At 60.9% G+C, this 15,453-nt stretch carries 16 protein-coding genes and 2 tRNA genes; 12 read left to right on the top strand and 6 right to left on the bottom strand.

Features of this window, described 5'->3' with window-relative positions; genetic code table 11:
* The first annotated feature begins 204 nt into the window (after positions 1-204).
* Entirely contained in the window at positions 205-1,203 is a 999-nt protein-coding gene (locus ACTG2W_RS06835; protein WP_106842491.1) for an NAD-dependent epimerase/dehydratase family protein, read from the top strand.
* A gap of 159 nt (positions 1,204-1,362) precedes the next feature.
* Here ACTG2W_RS06835 and ACTG2W_RS06830 read toward each other — a convergent pair whose 3' ends face one another.
* The 4 genes from ACTG2W_RS06830 to cydD all read right to left on the bottom strand — a co-directional run bounded on the left by ACTG2W_RS06830 (position 1,363) and on the right by cydD (position 5,786).
* Entirely contained in the window at positions 1,363-1,749 is a 387-nt protein-coding gene (locus tag ACTG2W_RS06830; protein ID WP_106842492.1) for a DUF488 domain-containing protein, read from the bottom strand.
* Between the two features lie 9 nt (positions 1,750-1,758).
* On the bottom strand, positions 1,759-2,130 hold the full coding sequence (gene rcsF / locus ACTG2W_RS06825) for an Rcs stress response system protein RcsF (protein WP_041235016.1): 372 nt from the start codon (positions 2,128-2,130) through the stop codon (positions 1,759-1,761).
* 163 nt (positions 2,131-2,293) lie between these two features.
* Complete coding sequence (gene cydC, locus ACTG2W_RS06820; RefSeq protein ID WP_106842493.1) at positions 2,294-4,024, bottom strand: heme ABC transporter ATP-binding protein/permease CydC; 1,731 nt, start codon at positions 4,022-4,024, stop codon at positions 2,294-2,296.
* Complete coding sequence (gene cydD / locus ACTG2W_RS06815) at positions 4,017-5,786, bottom strand: heme ABC transporter permease/ATP-binding protein CydD (RefSeq protein ID WP_106842494.1); 1,770 nt, start codon at positions 5,784-5,786, stop codon at positions 4,017-4,019. The genes cydC and cydD overlap by 8 nt, the downstream gene beginning before the upstream one ends.
* Before the next feature lie 201 nt (positions 5,787-5,987).
* On the opposite strand from cydD, the gene ACTG2W_RS06810 reads away from it, so the two are divergent.
* Together ACTG2W_RS06810 and ACTG2W_RS06805 are read left to right on the top strand one after the other, a co-directional pair.
* A tRNA-Gly gene (locus tag ACTG2W_RS06810) sits at positions 5,988-6,061 on the top strand.
* A 15-nt stretch (positions 6,062-6,076) separates the two neighbouring features.
* Positions 6,077-6,151: transfer RNA gene (locus ACTG2W_RS06805), tRNA-Gly, on the top strand.
* Between the two features lie 161 nt (positions 6,152-6,312).
* Here the strand turns inward: ACTG2W_RS06805 and arcA are convergent.
* Entirely contained in the window at positions 6,313-7,032 is a 720-nt protein-coding gene (arcA, locus tag ACTG2W_RS06800) for a two-component system response regulator ArcA (RefSeq protein WP_005338193.1), read from the bottom strand.
* A gap of 396 nt (positions 7,033-7,428) precedes the next feature.
* Here arcA and ACTG2W_RS06795 point away from each other — a divergent pair, with 396 nt between their 5' ends.
* Both ACTG2W_RS06795 and ACTG2W_RS06790 read left to right on the top strand, forming a co-directional pair.
* Positions 7,429-7,836 (top strand): DUF3293 domain-containing protein, encoded by a 408-nt coding sequence (locus ACTG2W_RS06795; RefSeq protein ID WP_440016132.1) that lies wholly within the window; start codon positions 7,429-7,431, stop codon positions 7,834-7,836.
* A 42-nt stretch (positions 7,837-7,878) separates the two neighbouring features.
* Complete coding sequence (locus ACTG2W_RS06790; protein ID WP_118854119.1) at positions 7,879-8,358, top strand: putative 4-hydroxy-4-methyl-2-oxoglutarate aldolase; 480 nt, start codon at positions 7,879-7,881, stop codon at positions 8,356-8,358.
* A gap of 3 nt (positions 8,359-8,361) precedes the next feature.
* Here the strand turns inward: ACTG2W_RS06790 and ACTG2W_RS06785 are convergent, their stop codons facing one another.
* Entirely contained in the window at positions 8,362-8,841 is a 480-nt protein-coding gene (locus tag ACTG2W_RS06785; RefSeq protein WP_440016131.1) for a hypothetical protein, read from the bottom strand.
* Between the two features lie 157 nt (positions 8,842-8,998).
* On the opposite strand from ACTG2W_RS06785, the gene ACTG2W_RS06780 reads away from it, so the two are divergent.
* The 7 genes from ACTG2W_RS06780 (at position 8,999) to ACTG2W_RS06750 (ending at position 15,427) form a co-directional block, all read left to right on the top strand.
* Positions 8,999-9,397 (top strand): META domain-containing protein, encoded by a 399-nt coding sequence (locus ACTG2W_RS06780; protein WP_005359119.1) that lies wholly within the window; start codon positions 8,999-9,001, stop codon positions 9,395-9,397.
* Between the two features lie 255 nt (positions 9,398-9,652).
* A complete protein-coding gene (locus ACTG2W_RS06775; RefSeq protein ID WP_440016130.1) occupies positions 9,653-10,021 on the top strand; it encodes an ArsR/SmtB family transcription factor in 369 nt (122 codons plus the stop codon).
* Positions 10,022-10,025: 4 nt separating this feature from the next.
* On the top strand, positions 10,026-10,394 hold the full coding sequence (arsD, locus tag ACTG2W_RS06770) for an arsenite efflux transporter metallochaperone ArsD (RefSeq protein ID WP_236301784.1): 369 nt from the start codon (positions 10,026-10,028) through the stop codon (positions 10,392-10,394).
* A gap of 27 nt (positions 10,395-10,421) precedes the next feature.
* Positions 10,422-12,185 carry an arsenical pump-driving ATPase gene (gene arsA, locus ACTG2W_RS06765; protein ID WP_421288057.1) on the top strand — a complete coding sequence of 588 codons (1,764 nt, stop codon included), beginning with the start codon at positions 10,422-10,424 and terminating at the stop codon, positions 12,183-12,185.
* Positions 12,186-12,294: 109 nt separating this feature from the next.
* Positions 12,295-13,359, top strand: coding sequence for an ACR3 family arsenite efflux transporter (gene arsB / locus ACTG2W_RS06760; protein ID WP_042080992.1), 1,065 nt, complete (start codon positions 12,295-12,297; stop codon positions 13,357-13,359).
* Between the two features lie 75 nt (positions 13,360-13,434).
* Entirely contained in the window at positions 13,435-13,860 is a 426-nt protein-coding gene (gene arsC / locus ACTG2W_RS06755; RefSeq protein WP_005338171.1) for a glutaredoxin-dependent arsenate reductase, read from the top strand.
* A 358-nt stretch (positions 13,861-14,218) separates the two neighbouring features.
* A complete protein-coding gene (locus tag ACTG2W_RS06750) occupies positions 14,219-15,427 on the top strand; it encodes a NupC/NupG family nucleoside CNT transporter (protein WP_021230483.1) in 1,209 nt (402 codons plus the stop codon).
* Positions 15,428-15,453: the final 26 nt, after the last annotated feature.

Here is a 15,453-nt window from a genome sequence, read left to right as displayed (position 1 = left end):
CTGACTGAAAACCCCGGCAATTTAGCACAGGCGGCCCCAAAACGCAGGCTTGGCCTCGCTACGCCCTTTTCTGCGGCGCTGCCGTGATCCCTGTCCCATCCCGGCCAGTCGGGGGCTGTGCCCGCGCGCCGAGTTGCGTAGGGTGGAGGCATTGGCGTGTCAGGATGAAATATGCGCACTCGCGCCGAAGGGGGAGGGAGAGGGATGAAATTGCTGATTATCGGTGGCACCGGCTTTTTGGGGCGCCACCTCACCGCGCTGGCGCTGGATTGGGGCCATGAAGTGACTCTGTTCAACCGTGGCCTGCACCAGCATCCGGACTGGCGCGATCTGGTGCAGCTCACCGGCGACAGGGACAAGAGCCTGAGCGCCCTGCAAGGGGCCGGGTTGCAGTGGGATCTCGTCATCGATACCTGCTGCTATCGCCCCGAGCAGGCGGCGAGCCTCTCGGCAGCTTTACTCGGGCGCTGCGCGCGGCTCATTTTTATCTCCACCATCAGCGTCTATCGCGATTTCTCACTGCCCGGGATGGATGAGTCGGCGCCGCTGCATGCTATCCCCGAAGGGGAAATGCCCACTGACTATGGCCCCCTCAAGGTGTTGTGCGAGCAGGAGTATCGCGCCCGCTGGGGCGAGCGGCTCTGCATCTTGCGCCCGGGCGTGCTGTGCGGCCCCCATGATCCTACCGGGCGCATGGCCTGGTGGATTAAGCGGGTGCAGCAGGGCGGGCCCTGGTTGCTGCCGGGCAGTGGCGAGGATCGCTTGCAGTATCTCGATGTGCGCGACTGCGCCGAGTTTGTGTTGCGTGCGGCCGAGCAGCAGTTGGGGGGCACATTCAACCTGATCAAACCCGGCATTACCTTGAGTGACTGGCTGGAGCGGCTGAGCGCCCGGTTGCAGCCCACTCGCCCCATCCAGCCCGAGTGGCTGCCTTGGTCGACCCTGATTGCGGCCGGTATCGAGCCCTGGCAGAGCTATCCCACCCTGCTGCCCTGCGCGCAGGCGGAGTTTGCCGGTTACGGCTCTATAAGCGCCGAGGCGGCCATCGTCCACGGGTTGAATTTCCGGCCGCTGGAAGAGACCGCCGCCGACCTTGCCCACTGGCTGGCCATCGAGCCTGCCGCCGGGGTAGCGGCGAATGCCATGACTGAGGCCGAGGAGACCTCGCTACGGCAGCTGTTGCTGGAGCCCAGTCTGCAATAGGAGAGGGAGCATCGTGCCGCTGCTACCGAGCGTGGCGCGGCAGGTGTGAATACAACGAGAGAGGGCATCCCGCGGGATGCCCTCTCTGTCTATCCATGCCTGATGGTTGCCGAATAGAGGCTGACGCGATTCCCCATCACATCGCTGTCGCTCACCGAGTTAGCGAATGGCGGCCCCAGCGGCTACCAGCAGCTCTTTCAAAATGCTGCGATGGCAGCGGGACTCCTGCTCGCAGTAACAGCCCACCGACAGGTTGGTGGTGTAGGAGAGGGCGGCCAGCAGCGCCAGATCATGCCTGGCGGCAGGTTGCGCCATCTCGGCCTTGTACTGTTTGCCAAACGCCGCCCACTGGGCGGGCGTCTCGGCTGTCTGCCCCAGCTTCATGGTCTCGCTGCTGGGGGCCAGGTTGGGAAACCAGACATCATACCAATGCTGGCTGGCAAATTCGCTCTTGGGTACGCCGCGGGGCGGGCGGCGCACCGTACCGATCCGCAGCCCCTCATCGGGCAGGCGCGGGCTGCCAAGGCGAACGATAGCGAGGGCCATGACAGCGGGTTACTTCTCTTCGGCCACTTTCAGCGCCTGCCCGTAGCAGATCACCTGTCTCAGGCAGCCCGGGGTGTCGCTGAACTCGGCGCACTTGTCGATGGTGACGCCGTTGCCCCCCATGTCGGCTGCGCGGCGGCGGGCCAGGGTGCGCGCTTCACCGGCGTTGGGCACCGGCTGGTTGGCATCGGCCTGGCAGGATTCACCCTCGATGGTGCCGAGGTAGAGGTAGTTGAGGTCAGCCAGCTCATCCTGTTCATAGATGCGCACGCTACCGGGTTTGAAGTATTCGTCGAAGTTCTCTTTATCCAGATTGCTGTTGAAGGCGTAGTTGGCACAGCCGGAGGCAATCAGGGGCATCATCAGGATCAGGCGTTTCATCGTCTCGTATCTTGTGTCGGTGATGAGGACAGTAGAAATGCGCAGGCGCTCCATGTCGGCATCTTGTTGAATAATGAGGGGGACATTATAGGGGCCAGCCGCCTGCGGCGACCAGCCCCGTTTTGCACCCGGTTGTCAGGGTGTGACCCCCATCAGGCTGATATCAAACGGGAGCCAGCCGCTGATAGAGGCTGCGGTAGTAATCATCCCCCAGCAGCTTGTTGTGCGGGGCGCAGAGGCGGATCTGTCCCTCTTCCATCAGGGCAATCCGGTCCATCTGCTCCATCCCCAGCAGGCGGTGGGAGATGAGCAGCAAGGTGCGATCTGCCCCGAGCCGGAACAGCAGCTCCATGATCTCCCGCTCGGTCTGGCTGTCGAGCCCTTCGGTCGGTTCGTCCAGCAGCCAGAGCGGCGCATCGTGCAGCAGGGCGCGGGCGATGCCGATACGACGACGCTCACCACCGGAGAGGGGGCGGCCGCCGTCACCGAGCCAGGCGTCAAGGCCCGCCTCATCTTCCAGCAGATTGGCCAGTCCGACCTGGGTCAGCACAGCAATCAGCTGCTCGTCAGTGGCGGTCGGGGCGGCCAGTTTGAGGTTGCCCCGCAAGGTATCGGCAAACAGATGCACCCGCTGGCTCACCACCGAGATGGAGGCGCGCAGCGCCCCTTCGCTGTAGTCTGTGAGCGGCTTGCCACCCAGCAGGATCTTGCCAGCCTGCGGGCTCCACTCACGGGTCAGCAGCCCCATCAGGGTCGATTTGCCGCAGCCGGTCTGGCCCAGCAGGGCCAGCTTTTCCCCAGCGTGCAGTTGCAGGGTGCAGCCACGCAGCACCGGCTGGGGATTGCCCGGGTAGCCAAAATAGAGGTCATTGATCTGCAGCGTGCCAGCGGTGGCATGGGTCTGTTCGCCGCCCCACACGGGGGCTTTTGCCTCTTGCAGGATCTCGTTCAGGCGGCGTGCCGAGGTGAGGCTGGTGGAGAGGTGCTGGAAAGCCCCCGCCAGCGGCATCAGTGCCTCGAAGCTGGCCAGGGTGGCAAAGACCATCAACGCGGTAATGGGGTCGGGCGCAGCGCCCGCCACTCCATGACCGGCCAGCCAGAGCATCAGGGTCAGGGTCCAGCCGCTCAGTAGTTGCACCGAGAAGTTGGCCAGCCCGCTCACTTTGGCCATCCGGGCCTGCGCGACGAGCAGCGCCTGTTCGGCTTGTTGCAGCTCAACCAGCGCCTTGGGGGCGGCGGCAAACATCTGCAGCTCGGCCTGACCATCCAGATAATCCACCATCCGGGTACGCAGGGTCGATTTTTCGGCAATCAGCGCCTGACCGGGGCGACGGCCGAGGAAGTAGAACACCAGCGGCAGGGCAATCATGCCAAACAGCAGAATGGCACCCAGGGTGAGGGCGAGGCGACTGTCGAAAAACGACAGGAAGAAGACCAGTCCGGCGATGCTGAGCAGGGCCGCGCCTATGGGGGTGATCAGCCGCAGATATACGTGGTCCATCGCATCGATGTCGGCCACCAGCCGGTTGAGCAGATCCGCCTGACGAAAACCGGCCAGGGTACCGGTGGAGAGCGGCGAGAGTTTCTGCCAGAACCAGACCCGCAGTCGGGTCAGTACCCGGAAGGTGGCGTCGTGGCTCACGACCCGCTCACCCCAGCGACCGGCGGTACGGACGATGGAGAAGAAGCGCACCCCGCCGGCAGGGGTCATGTAGTTAAAAGCATGGGTCGTCGCAATGGTCATCCCCGCCACGGCGGCGGCGGAGAGGAACCAGCCGGAGAGGGAGAGCAGCCCCATGCCTGCGGCCAGGGTCACCAGCGCCAGCAGCAAACCAATGGTGAGGCTGAGCCAGTGTTGGCGATAGAGGCGCAGAAATGGCAACAGATCACTCATCGAGAGAACCTCCGGAACGTTGGGAGAGCAGGCGGGCAAAATGCCCCAGCCCAGAACTAAGTTGCTGGAAGCTACCTTGCTCCACCAGCTGGCCGCGGGCCAGCACCATTATCTTGTCCATCTTGGTAAGCTGGTCGAGGCGGTGGGTGATCATCAGCAGGGTCTGGCCAGCCATCACTTGCTCGAGGGTGGTCATGATGGCGCGTTCGGAGTGGCGATCCAGACTGGCGGTCGGCTCATCGAGCACCATCAGCTGGGTTGATTTGAGCAGGGTTCGCGCCAGGGCAAGGCGTTGAGCCTGACCGACCGAGAGGCCTCCTGCCTGATCGCCGACCGGATAGTCGAGCCCCTTCTCCATGGCAAATTCCCACGCTTGCGCCCGTTTCAGGGCATCTTCCAGCTCGGCATCGCTGGCCGTTGGCTTGGCCAGCAGCAGGTTGTCGCGCAATGAGGCGTGGAACAGCTGCGGGTTTTGCGAGAGCCAGCCCAGCTGCAGGCGCCACTGGCTCATGTCGAGGGTGGCGAGCTCCTGCCCGTTGACCTTGAGTTCGCCGCGATAGGGGGCAAAGCCGAGCAGGGCGTTGACCAGCGAGCTCTTGCCTGCGCCGCTGACGCCGATGAGGGCGGTACGTGAACCGGCTTCCAGGGTGAAGTCGATGGGGCCGACCAGCACCTTGCCCTCGGCGCTCAGCACTTCAAGGCCTTTTGCTTCTACCTTGACCGGGCTGTCGGCATGGAACGGCGCCGTGCCTGCGGCCGGCTCGCTCACCTCGGCTTCGAGGAATTCAAGCAGCTGCTCGGCAGCGCCGATGGCCTGCGCCTTGGCGTGGTAGTGGGCACCCAGTTCCCGCAGCGGGGCGTAGAACTCGGGGGCGAGAAATAGCACGAACAGACCGGTAAAGAGGGTGACCTTGACCCCATAGCTACCAAAGTTCAGATGGTCGATATAAGAGAAGCCGAAGTAGACGGCAACCAGCGCTACCGAGATGGCGGCGAAGAACTCCAGCACGGCGGTGCTCAAAAACGCCAGGCGCAGCACTTCCATGGTGCGCTCGCGAAAATCTTCCGAGGCGTCGCGAATGGCGTCACCTTCTGCCTGGGTACGCATAAAGAGTTGCAGGGTGCGCAGCCCCTTCAGCCGATCGAGGAAGTGGCCCGAAAGACGAGCCAGCGCCTGAAAATTGCGGCGGTTGGCATCGGCGGCGCCCACACCCACCAGGATCATAAAGATGGGGATGAGGGGCGCAGTGCCGAGCAGGATCAGACCTGCCGCCCAGTTGACCGGGAATACAGCCACCAGAATGACCACCGGAATAAAGACGGCGATGGCCATCTGCGGCAGATAGCGGGAGAAGAAATCCTGCATGTTTTCAATCTGTTCCAGCAACAGGCTGGCCCAGCTACCGGCCGGACGGCGCTGGATATAGGCAGGGCCGAGGCGACTCAAACGAGTGAGCACCAGCTGGCGGATGGTCTGGCGCACCGCGCTGCCCGCCTTGAAGCTGGCCACTTCCCGGCCATAGGCCAGCGCCGCTTTGCCAAGCGTCACCAGCAGCAGGGTAATAAAGAGCGTGATGGATTGCTCAGGCGTTGAGCCTTCGATGATAAAGCCGTGCAACAGGGTCGCCAGCAGCCAGGCTTGCGCCACCATCAGAATGCCCTGACCAAGGCCAAAAGCGATGGATATCGTGATCCAGCGGCGACCGTGACTCGATTGCTTGCGCAACCAGCCATAGAGACGTTTTTGCGTTTTTTTATCCATTACCACCATCCTCGCGTCGAGTGGCGCAAGACTATCCTTGCCGTTTGGCCTTGGCAACCTTGTAAATTATCTGTGTTGAAAATGTTTGATTGAAAAAGCAACCGTCTGTTCAATCCTTGTCCGAACAGATTGATTTATTGAAAAAAGTGGCAAAGGCGCCATTGCGCTCGGCGGCAAAATGCATATAGTAGGAGCCCTGACGCGGGTGTAGTTCAATGGTAGAACGGTAGCTTCCCAAGCTGCATACGTGGGTTCGATTCCCATCACCCGCTCCAAATTTCAGATGCCAGGCGGGCATCGTATAATGGCTATTACCTCAGCCTTCCAAGCTGATGATGCGGGTTCGATTCCCGCTGCCCGCTCCAGCTTCAAAACAAAAAGCCCACTCCTGCGAGTGGGCTTTTTGTTTTTCATCTATCCTGTGCACCGTTCAACGTCACGCTCACGGTTTCTCAGCTTTAAGGCAAACCGCAGAGACAGAAAAGGCGCCCGAGGCGCCTTTTCAGATCAACAGCGTCGCGGGAGCTTATTCCTGCTCCAGCTCACCACAGAAACGGTAGCCTTCGCCGTGGATGGTGGCGATGATCTCCGGAGTATCGTTGACGCTTTCGAAGTGCTTGCGAATGCGACGGATGGTCACATCGACGGTACGGTCGTGGGGCTTGAGCTCACGGCCGGTCATCTTCTTCAGCAGCTCGGCACGGGTCTGGATCTGGCCCGGGTTTTCGCAGAAGTGCAGCATGGCGCGGAACTCGGAGCGCGGCAGCTTGAACATGTCGCCAGTGGGGCTGACCAGGGCGCGGCTGTTGATATCCAGCGCCCAGCCGTTGAACAGGTAGCGCTCAACCAGTTTCTTCTCTTCGCCACCGGCTGCTACGTTCATGGTGCGGCTCAGCAGGTTGCGGGCACGGATGGTCAGTTCGCGCGGGTTGAACGGCTTGGTGATGTAATCATCGGCGCCGATCTCCAGACCCAAGATCTTGTCCACTTCGTTGTCACGACCGGTCAGGAACATCAGAGCGATGTTGTCGTTCTCACGCAGTTCACGGGCCAGCAGCAGGCCGTTCTTGCCCGGCAGGTTGATGTCCATGATCACCAGATTGATGGTGTGGGAAGTGAGGGCTTGATGCATTTCGTCGCCGTTGTTGGCTTCGAGCACGATGTAGCCTTCGGCTTCAAAAATGCTTTTCAGGGTATTGCGTGTGACCAGCTCGTCTTCGACGATCAGAATGTGTGGTGTTTGCATGAGTATTCCCAGATTCTTATCAGTTAATTATCTTAAATTTAACACTCTTTGGCGTTTCAAACCGATTTCCTGACTGATCCTGAAAATTTATTACGTCATCCTGGGTATGAGAGTCAGGTCGGAATATCGCGAATTAGGCATCAGTACCGGCAAGTATCCCTGTGCCACTTATAGGTTCCCGACAAGTCTGGTCGAGCAGAGCCTGGAAAGGTCGTCCATTACGAAAGTGGCCGCATTTTATCAGTTAACAGGAGCATAACAACACTCTTTGCCGTCAGATAGCAACTTTTTAACTCTGATTTGATATAGGTCAAACCCTGGTACAGCAGCATCATACTTGGCCTGAACCGGGTTTTCGCCCCTACAAAATGTAATGGAATGTAACATGTGATTGACATGAATTTGTGGGAAAACTACAAGAAAATCTGCTTTATCGCGCCATTTGAGCCACCAGATTGGTCTGCTTTTGCCATCATCACAGCCTGGAATCCGGCCAGCCAGTGGGTCACAGAACGACGCAATGTACGGCGGGAACGGGCGCTGTGGCGCCATCTGACCGTGGATTTGCAGGTGCCCGTGGTGGGGCCATTTTGGGGATCTGACCCGGACGAACGCTGGCAGGAGTCATCGCTGGCGGTGGCGCTATCCCTGCCACAAGCCCGTCAGCTGGCTGCCCGTTTTGGCCAGAATGCCATCTACTGGGTGGAGGATGGCCAGCTCTGGCTGACACCAGTATTGATGGATAAATCAGCAGTTTGTCTGGGCAATATTGAATCCTTCTGGATTGCCAGAAACCTTGCCTGATGAAAGAATGAACACCTTCATGTATCTGAAAGGAATCAAATCATGCTGGATCTCCTGCCCGACCTCTGCGATCAACATGGCGACTTGCTGCAAGTGGCCGACCCGGTGTTTCAGGATTTTGGCGGCAAGGCCCTCTTTTATGGTCGCGCCGTAACGCTCTCCTGTTATGAAGACAACAGTCTGGTGCGGGATCTGGTGACCCGCCCCGGTCACGGCAAGGTGATGGTGATCGACGGCGGCGGCTCGCTGCGCCGTGCGCTGCTTGGCGATCAGTTGGCGGTCAAGGCGGTGGAGCAGGGGTGGGAGGGGATCCTGATCCACGGCGCGGCGCGGGATGTGGGCACCCTGGCGACATTGGCGCTCGGGGTCAAGGCGCTGGCGGCCTGTCCGGTCAAGACCGAGAAGCGGGGATTGGGAGAGCTGGGGGCCGTGGTCAGCTTTGCCGGGGTGACCATCCACGAAGGGGATTATGTCTATGCGGATCGCAACGGCGTGGTGGTGAGCGCCACGCCGCTGTTGTGATCATCAGAAATTGAAGCCGACGCCCAGACTCAGTGCCTGATCGGCAGTGATGGCGCTGACGCCGTAGTTGGCGGTGAGGGAGAGTCTGGGGGTCAGCAGCAGGCTGTAGTTGAGCTCCAGCAGGGTGCTGGCCTTGTTGAGATCGAGATGTTTGATCTGGCTGCCGATATTGAATGCCGGAGAGAGCTGGTAGCGTACCCCCGAACTCATATTGAAACCGGATGTGCGATTCTGATCCGCTACCGCCGGGCCCGCTTCCATAAAGAGGGTCACATCATCCACCACCGGATATTGATAGCCGCTATTGACCAGCCAGAGATCAAAACTGTCGCTGTGATGGCTATGGCCATTGAGCAGCACACCCGAGTAACTTTTGACATAGAGAGACGGGTTGGATTGCGGCTGAACCACTGCCCAGTCGGCGGCCTGTACGGCCATGCTGGCGCAGGTTGCAAGCAGTGTGATGATGAGCGATTTGACCATTCGTTTCCCCTCCCTGGGTCCGGAACTGAGCCTAAGCATGGCACATGCCAGCTGGTAGTAAAGTGAAGCGAGATCACAATAAAATCCTTTGGCATGGGCGCCAGCCATGTTAAACAGGCTGCCGTATTGATGGCTCTAATCATTAAGAGGTGAATCCATGAACAAGAAACTGACTCTGCTGGCCGCGCTGGCACTGGGAGGCTGCGCAATGGCAACGGGTTCCAGCATGGCTCAACTGCAAGCATCCAGCTGGCAGCTGCAAGGCGCCACCGGCGATACCTTCACCCTGCAAGTGGTCGACGGCAAGGTGGCGGGCAAGGGCGGCTGCAACCGCTATTTTGGCGGCATCACCAAGCAGGGTGACGGTGTCTTGACGCTGGGCGCCATGGGCTCCACTCGCATGATGTGCATCGGCGACGCCATGAACAAAGAGACCGAGTTCCTGCAAAAGCTGGAGAAGGTGGCAACCTACTCCATCAACGGCAACCAGTTGACCCTGAGCGATGCCAACAAGGCGGCCCTGCTCACCTTCAACGCTGTGCCTGCTGCCAAATAAGGCACGCGTTTGTCTGATTGCCCCGACAGCGCTGACTGTGCTGGCGGGTCAAACGCTCTGATACGCCCTCCCTCTGGAGGGCGTCTGTTTATCTGCGGAACCCTGCGTGGTCGTCCGCTACTGTTGTTCACTCGTCGATTCTCCAGTCAGCCCGGTTTGATACCAGAATCTCGTATCTTCGGTTTGGTACGTATCTTGATCATTTCAATAATTCTTGTATAGTTGAAATGAAAAGTCGCACCAAGGGGAGTGAAGATGAACAAAGAGATGGCCACCAAGGTCTTTGAATCGCTGGCATCCGGCATCCGGCTCGATGTATGGCGGCGGCTGGTGAAGGCCGGGCTGGAGGGGCGGGTCGCCGGTGAACTGGCCAGCGAGCTCGATATTGCCCCCAATACCCTCTCGTTTCACCTCAAGGCGATGCTCAACACCGGTCTGCTGTCGGTGGAGCAGGAGGGGCGCTTTCTGCGCTACCGCGCCAATATTCCCCTGATGCTGGATGTGATCGCCTACCTCACCGAGGAGTGCTGCGCCGGTCATCCCGAGGCGTGCGGCGTGATGCGTGCCGAGTCAGCCTGCTCCCCCCATGTTCTGCCTGCGCAGCCCTGCTGCAACAAGGAGTAATGCCATGTCCTCCATTCAGATTTTTGATCCCGCCCTCTGCTGCTCCAGCGGTGTCTGCGGTACCGAGGTTGATCAGGCACTGGTCACCTTCGCAGCCGACCTTGCCTGGGCCAAGGAGCAGGGAGTTGCCATCGAGCGTTTCAATCTGGCCCAGCAGCCGATGCAGTTTGCCGAGACGCCTGCCGTCAGCGCTTTTCTGACTCACGCCGGGGAGGAGGGGTTGCCACTGGTGCTGGTAGAGGGGCTGGTGGTGTTGACCGGCCGTTACCCGAACCGCAGCGAGCTGGCCCGTTATGCCGGGCTGCCTGCGCCGCAAGCGGCCATCAAGGGGATCGTCAAGGGCGGCTGCTGCTCTGGCAGCGGTTGCTGCTGAGTCGTGACGCACCATTCGGGAGAGGCTATGTACCATTTTCTGACCAATCCACCGCCGTTTCTCTTTTTCACCGGTAAGGGCGGGGTGGGCAAGACCTCGCTGGCCTGCGCCAGTGCGGTGGCTCTTTGTGATATTGGCAAGCGCGTACTGCTGGTCAGCACCGACCCTGCCTCCAACGTGGGGCAGGTGTTTGCCACCGAGATCGGCAATCGCGTCACCGCCATCGCCGCTGTGCCCGGTTTGTCGGCGCTGGAGATAGATCCCCCCGCGGCGGCCAAAGCTTATCGGGAGCGGATCGTCGGGCCGGTGCGCGGCAAGTTGCCCGAGAGCGTGGTGCGCAGCATCGAGGAGCAGCTCTCCGGCGCCTGCACCACCGAGATCGCCGCCTTTGACGAATTCACTGCGCTGCTGACCGACCAAACGCTGCTGGCCGAGTATGACCATATCGTCTTTGATACGGCCCCAACCGGCCACACCATCCGGCTGCTGCAATTGCCGGGCGCCTGGAGCGAATTTCTGGAGCAGGGCAAGGGGGATGCCTCCTGCCTGGGCCCGCTGGCGGGGCTGGAGAAGCAGCGCAGCCAGTATGCAGAGGCGGTCGCTGCGCTGGCTGATGCTGCTCGCACCAGGCTGGTGCTGGTGGCGCGGGCCCAGCAATCCACTCTGCGGGAAGTGGCTCGCACCCACGAGGAGCTGGCCGCCATCGGCTTGTTGAACCAGCAACTGGTGATCAATGGCCTCTTCCCCGAAGGCGCCATTGCCGGAGATCCGCTGGCAATGGCGCTCTGGCAGCGCGAGCAACAGGCTCTTGCCCAGATGCCGCAAGGGATAAAGGGGCTGGCGCAGGATCATATCCCGCTGCTGGCCACCAATCTGGTGGGGGTCGATAGTTTGCGGCTGTTGCTGCAACCACAGGATGCTGGTGCGCAGGTATCACTGGCAACGTCAGCTCATCTGCCAGCTCGGCCCGAGTTGAGTTCGTTGGTAGACGAGCTGGCCGCCGACGGTCACGGCCTCATCATGCTGATGGGCAAGGGCGGGGTGGGCAAAACCACTCTGGCTGCCGCCGTGGCGGTGGAGCTGGCGAGCCGCGGCTTGCCGGTGCACCTCACCACCTCGGATCCCGCCGCACACCTGAGCGAGACGCTGGCAGGTAGCTTGCCCCATCTGGAGGTGAGCCGCATCGATCCCCACGCCGAGACCGAGCGTTACCGCGCCCAGGTGCTGGCCACCAAGGGGGCGGCCCTGGACGAGCAGGGGCGGGCACTGCTGGAGGAGGACTTGCGCTCCCCCTGTACCGAGGAGATTGCCGTGTTTCAGGCTTTCTCGCGCATTATTCGCGAGGCGGGCAAGCGCTTCGTGGTGATGGATACTGCCCCCACTGGCCACACCCTGCTGCTGCTCGACGCCACCGGCGCCTACCACAGGGAGATCGCTCGCCAGATGGGAAACAAGGGGCTGCACTTCACCACCCCCATGATGCAGTTGCAGGATCCCAAACAGACCAAGGTGTTGATTGTGACCCTACCCGAGCCCACGCCAGTGCAGGAGGCGGCCAATCTGCAATCCGATCTGCGCCGTGCGGGCATCGAGCCCTGGGGCTGGCTCATCAACCACAGCTTGCAGCAAGCCGCGGTCAGCTCGCCGCTGCTGCAACTGCGGGCCGAGTGCCAGTTGCCCCATATTGAGGCGGTCGAGCAGCAACACGCCAGCCGCTACGCCGTGGTGCCGCTGCTCGCCGAGGAGCCGGTGGGGCCCGATGCCCTAGGCCGCCTCTGCCAGCACCATTGAGTCGCCGCCCCGGCCAGCAGCCGGGGCGGCTTGAATATGCCGTTACTTGTTATAAACCCGTGTTTTGAACCAATAGAAGATGCGGAATTGCGCCGCATCGGGAGCTGTGATGTCTGCAACATGTGATGCCAAGGCCGTGCCTGCCATCGGCTTTTTTGAACGTTATCTGACCGCCTGGGTCGCCCTCTGCATTCTGGTGGGGATCGGGCTCGGGCAGGGGTTGCCGGATCTCTTCAAGGCGATCGGCGCCATGGAGGTGGCCAAGGTCAACCTGCCGGTGGGGCTGCTGATCTGGGTGATGATCATTCCCATGCTGCTCAAGATCGACTTTGGCGCCCTGCATCAGGTGAAGGGGCATCTCAAGGGGATTGGGGTCACCCTCTTTATCAACTGGCTGGTCAAACCCTTCTCCATGGCCTTCCTCGGCTGGCTCTTTATCCGCGTGCTGTTTGCCGACTGGCTGCCGGCTGATCAGCTCGACAGTTACGTAGCGGGCCTGATCCTGCTGGCGGCGGCTCCCTGCACCGCCATGGTGTTTGTCTGGAGTCGCCTCACCAACGGCGATCCCTACTTCACCCTGTCGCAGGTGGCGGTGAACGACCTCATCATGGTGTTTGCCTTCGCGCCGCTGGTGGCGCTGCTGCTCGGGGTCTCCAGCATCATAGTGCCGTGGGATACCCTGCTTACCTCTGTGGTGCTCTATATCGTCATCCCGGTGATCATCGCCCAGCTGCTGCGCAAGGCCTTGCTGAAAAAGGGAGAGGCCCATTTTGACGGCGTCATGACCCGCATCCAGCCCTGGTCGGTGGCGGCTCTGCTGCTCACTCTGGTGCTGCTGTTTGCCTTTCAGGGCAACGCCATCATTGAGCAGCCGCTGGTTATCGCCCTGTTGGCGGTGCCCATCCTGATCCAGGTGCTGTTCAACTCCGGGCTGGCTTACTGGCTCAACCGCAAGGTGGGAGAGAAGCACTCGGTCGCCTGTCCTTCCGCCCTGATCGGTGCCTCCAACTTCTTCGAGCTGGCGGTGGCCGCCGCCATCAGCCTGTTCGGCTTTCACTCCGGCGCGGCGCTCGCCACCGTGGTCGGAGTGCTGATCGAGGTGCCGGTCATGCTGCTGGTGGTGCGGGTGGTTAACGCTAGCAAACCCTGGTACGAAGCAGGGCTAAGCCGCTAACTGATGACCGTTAACAGATGGCCGCGAACTGATGCTATCCATTTTCTATTCACTTGATTAATGAGAGACACGCAAATGAGTGCAATCACCATCTATCACAACCCGGAATGTGGTACCTCCCGCAATACCCTGGAGCTGATCCGCAACAGCGGCGTGGAGCCCACTGTCATCCACTATCTGGAGACGCCCCCCTCCCGTGACCAGCTGGTGGCGCTGATCGCCGCCATGGCCATGCCGGTGCGCGATCTGCTGCGCAAGAACGTGCCACCCTACGAGGCGCTCGGGCTTGCGGAAGATCGTTTCAGCGATGATGAACTGATCGATGCCATGCTGGCTCACCCCATCCTCATCAACCGCCCCATCGTCGTCACGCCGCTTGGCACCAAGCTGTGCCGCCCGTCGGAAGTGGTGCTCGATATTCTGCCCGATCAGCAAAAAGGGGCCTTCGCCAAGGAGGATGGCGAGCAGGTGGTGGACGCGAGCGGCAAGCGCCTCAAGTAATCATCTGAGTACTCAAGTACGGATTGAAACAGGGCCAGCTTCACGCTGGCCCTGTTTCGTTGTGTGAACAAGTTGAAAAAGTTACTCCGGCCAATCGTTTTACCGCTTTTTCTGTGACGATGATCACTGTACCATCGCCGCCCGACCTGCCACCCGGCCGCATCTCCACCTGCGACGGCGCTGGCGTCACCCGATACATGCTGTCACCCGGAACGTGAATGACCCCAGGATGGGACCCGCCACTAACCTGTAGGTTTGTGGTCTGCGTGTCGCGTGGGTCGGCACCTCTCCCGCCGGATCTTCCGCGACGCCTGTCTGCAGACTTGCCATATGAAACTCCTCTCTTCATAGGTGCAAGATGACACTGTTATTGAGTCTGGTCGGTATGCTGGCCCTGATGTTTATCGCCTGGCTGGCCAGTGAAAACCGCCGAGCCATCCGCTGGCGAACCGTGCTGGGTGCGCTCGCCCTGCAAACCGGTTTTGCTGCGCTGGTGCTCTATTTCCCCCCCGGACAAATCATGCTCGGTGCCATGAGCAATGGCGTCTCCGCCCTGCTCGGCTTTGCCGACAGCGGCATCCGTTTCGTGTTTGGCGATCTCGCCAGCAACGGCTTTATCTTTGCCGTGCGGGTGCTGCCGCTGGTGATCTTTATCAGCGCGCTGATCGCCGTGCTCTACCACTTCGGCATCATGCAGTGGGTGATCCGGGTATTGGGCGGCGCCATTCACCGCCTGCTCGGCACCAGCCGCGCCGAATCCCTGGTGGCCACCGGCAACATCTTCCTGTCGCAAGGGGAGTCGCCGCTGCTTATTCGTCCCTTCCTCGCCGGTATGACCCGCTCCGAACTCTTTGCGGTCATGACCTGCGGCATGGCCTCGGTGGCGGGCTCGGTGCTGGGCGGTTACGCCGGTCTGGGTGTGGATCTGAAATACCTCATTGCCGCCTCCTTTATGGCGGCGCCCGGTGGCCTGCTGATGGCCAAACTGCTGGTACCGGAGCAGCAGCAGGTGAGCGATCAGACCGAGATCACCCTCGACAAGAGCGACTACAGCAACGCCATCGACGCGCTGGCGGGCGGCGCCATGGGCGGCATGAAGATCGCCGTAGCCATCGGTACTATCCTGCTCGCCTTTGTCAGCGTCATCACCATGATCAACGCCGGTCTCACCACCGTCGGCGAGTGGTTCGGCTGGGCTGATCTCTCCCTGCAGCAGTTGCTGGGTTATCTGTTTGCACCGGTGGCCTGGCTGATTGGCGTGCCCGCCAGCGAGATGATGGCGGCAGGATCCCTGATTGGTCAGAAGGTGATCATGAACGAGTTCGTCGCCTATCTGGATTTTGCCAATATCAAGGCGGATCTGAGCGCCCACACCCAGATCATCATCACCTTTGCGCTGTGCGGTTTTGCCAACCTGGGCTCCATTGCGGTGCAGCTGGGCTCCATCGGCACCATGGCGCCGGAGCGCCGTCACGATGTGGCCAATATGGGCTTCAAGGCAGTGTTGGCGGCGACCCTCGCCAACCTGATGAGCGCCACCCTGGCCGGGATCTTTGTCTCCCTCTGATGAGATAAAACGAGGTTGCGCCAGTA

Origin of the sequence: Aeromonas sp. 96A, from assembly GCF_051919165.1 — a bacterium.
Taxonomy (GTDB): domain Bacteria; phylum Pseudomonadota; class Gammaproteobacteria; order Enterobacterales; family Aeromonadaceae; genus Aeromonas; species Aeromonas veronii.
Note: the sequence above shows the minus strand (reverse complement) of the source record. Positions and strands in the feature narration are given on the sequence as shown.

Bases quoted from the DNA above. Each gene is read 5' to 3' on its own strand.
- ACTG2W_RS06835 (WP_106842491.1), top strand. From the start codon at position 205: ATGAAATTGCTGATTATCGGTGGCACCGGCTTTTTGGGGCGCCACCTC.
- ACTG2W_RS06830 (WP_106842492.1), bottom strand. From the start codon at position 1,749: ATGGCCCTCGCTATCGTTCGCCTTGGCAGCCCGCGCCTGCCCGATGAG.
- rcsF (WP_041235016.1), bottom strand. From the start codon at position 2,130: ATGAAACGCCTGATCCTGATGATGCCCCTGATTGCCTCCGGCTGTGCC.
- cydC (WP_106842493.1), bottom strand. From the start codon at position 4,024: ATGAGTGATCTGTTGCCATTTCTGCGCCTCTATCGCCAACACTGGCTC.
- cydD (WP_106842494.1), bottom strand. From the start codon at position 5,786: ATGGATAAAAAAACGCAAAAACGTCTCTATGGCTGGTTGCGCAAGCAA.
- arcA (WP_005338193.1), bottom strand. From the start codon at position 7,032: ATGCAAACACCACACATTCTGATCGTCGAAGACGAGCTGGTCACACGC.
- ACTG2W_RS06795 (WP_440016132.1), top strand. From the start codon at position 7,429: ATGAATTTGTGGGAAAACTACAAGAAAATCTGCTTTATCGCGCCATTT.
- ACTG2W_RS06790 (WP_118854119.1), top strand. From the start codon at position 7,879: ATGCTGGATCTCCTGCCCGACCTCTGCGATCAACATGGCGACTTGCTG.
- ACTG2W_RS06785 (WP_440016131.1), bottom strand. From the start codon at position 8,841: ATGGTCAAATCGCTCATCATCACACTGCTTGCAACCTGCGCCAGCATG.
- ACTG2W_RS06780 (WP_005359119.1), top strand. From the start codon at position 8,999: ATGAACAAGAAACTGACTCTGCTGGCCGCGCTGGCACTGGGAGGCTGC.
- ACTG2W_RS06775 (WP_440016130.1), top strand. From the start codon at position 9,653: ATGAACAAAGAGATGGCCACCAAGGTCTTTGAATCGCTGGCATCCGGC.
- arsD (WP_236301784.1), top strand. From the start codon at position 10,026: ATGTCCTCCATTCAGATTTTTGATCCCGCCCTCTGCTGCTCCAGCGGT.
- arsA (WP_421288057.1), top strand. From the start codon at position 10,422: ATGTACCATTTTCTGACCAATCCACCGCCGTTTCTCTTTTTCACCGGT.
- arsB (WP_042080992.1), top strand. From the start codon at position 12,295: ATGTCTGCAACATGTGATGCCAAGGCCGTGCCTGCCATCGGCTTTTTT.
- arsC (WP_005338171.1), top strand. From the start codon at position 13,435: ATGAGTGCAATCACCATCTATCACAACCCGGAATGTGGTACCTCCCGC.
- ACTG2W_RS06750 (WP_021230483.1), top strand. From the start codon at position 14,219: ATGACACTGTTATTGAGTCTGGTCGGTATGCTGGCCCTGATGTTTATC.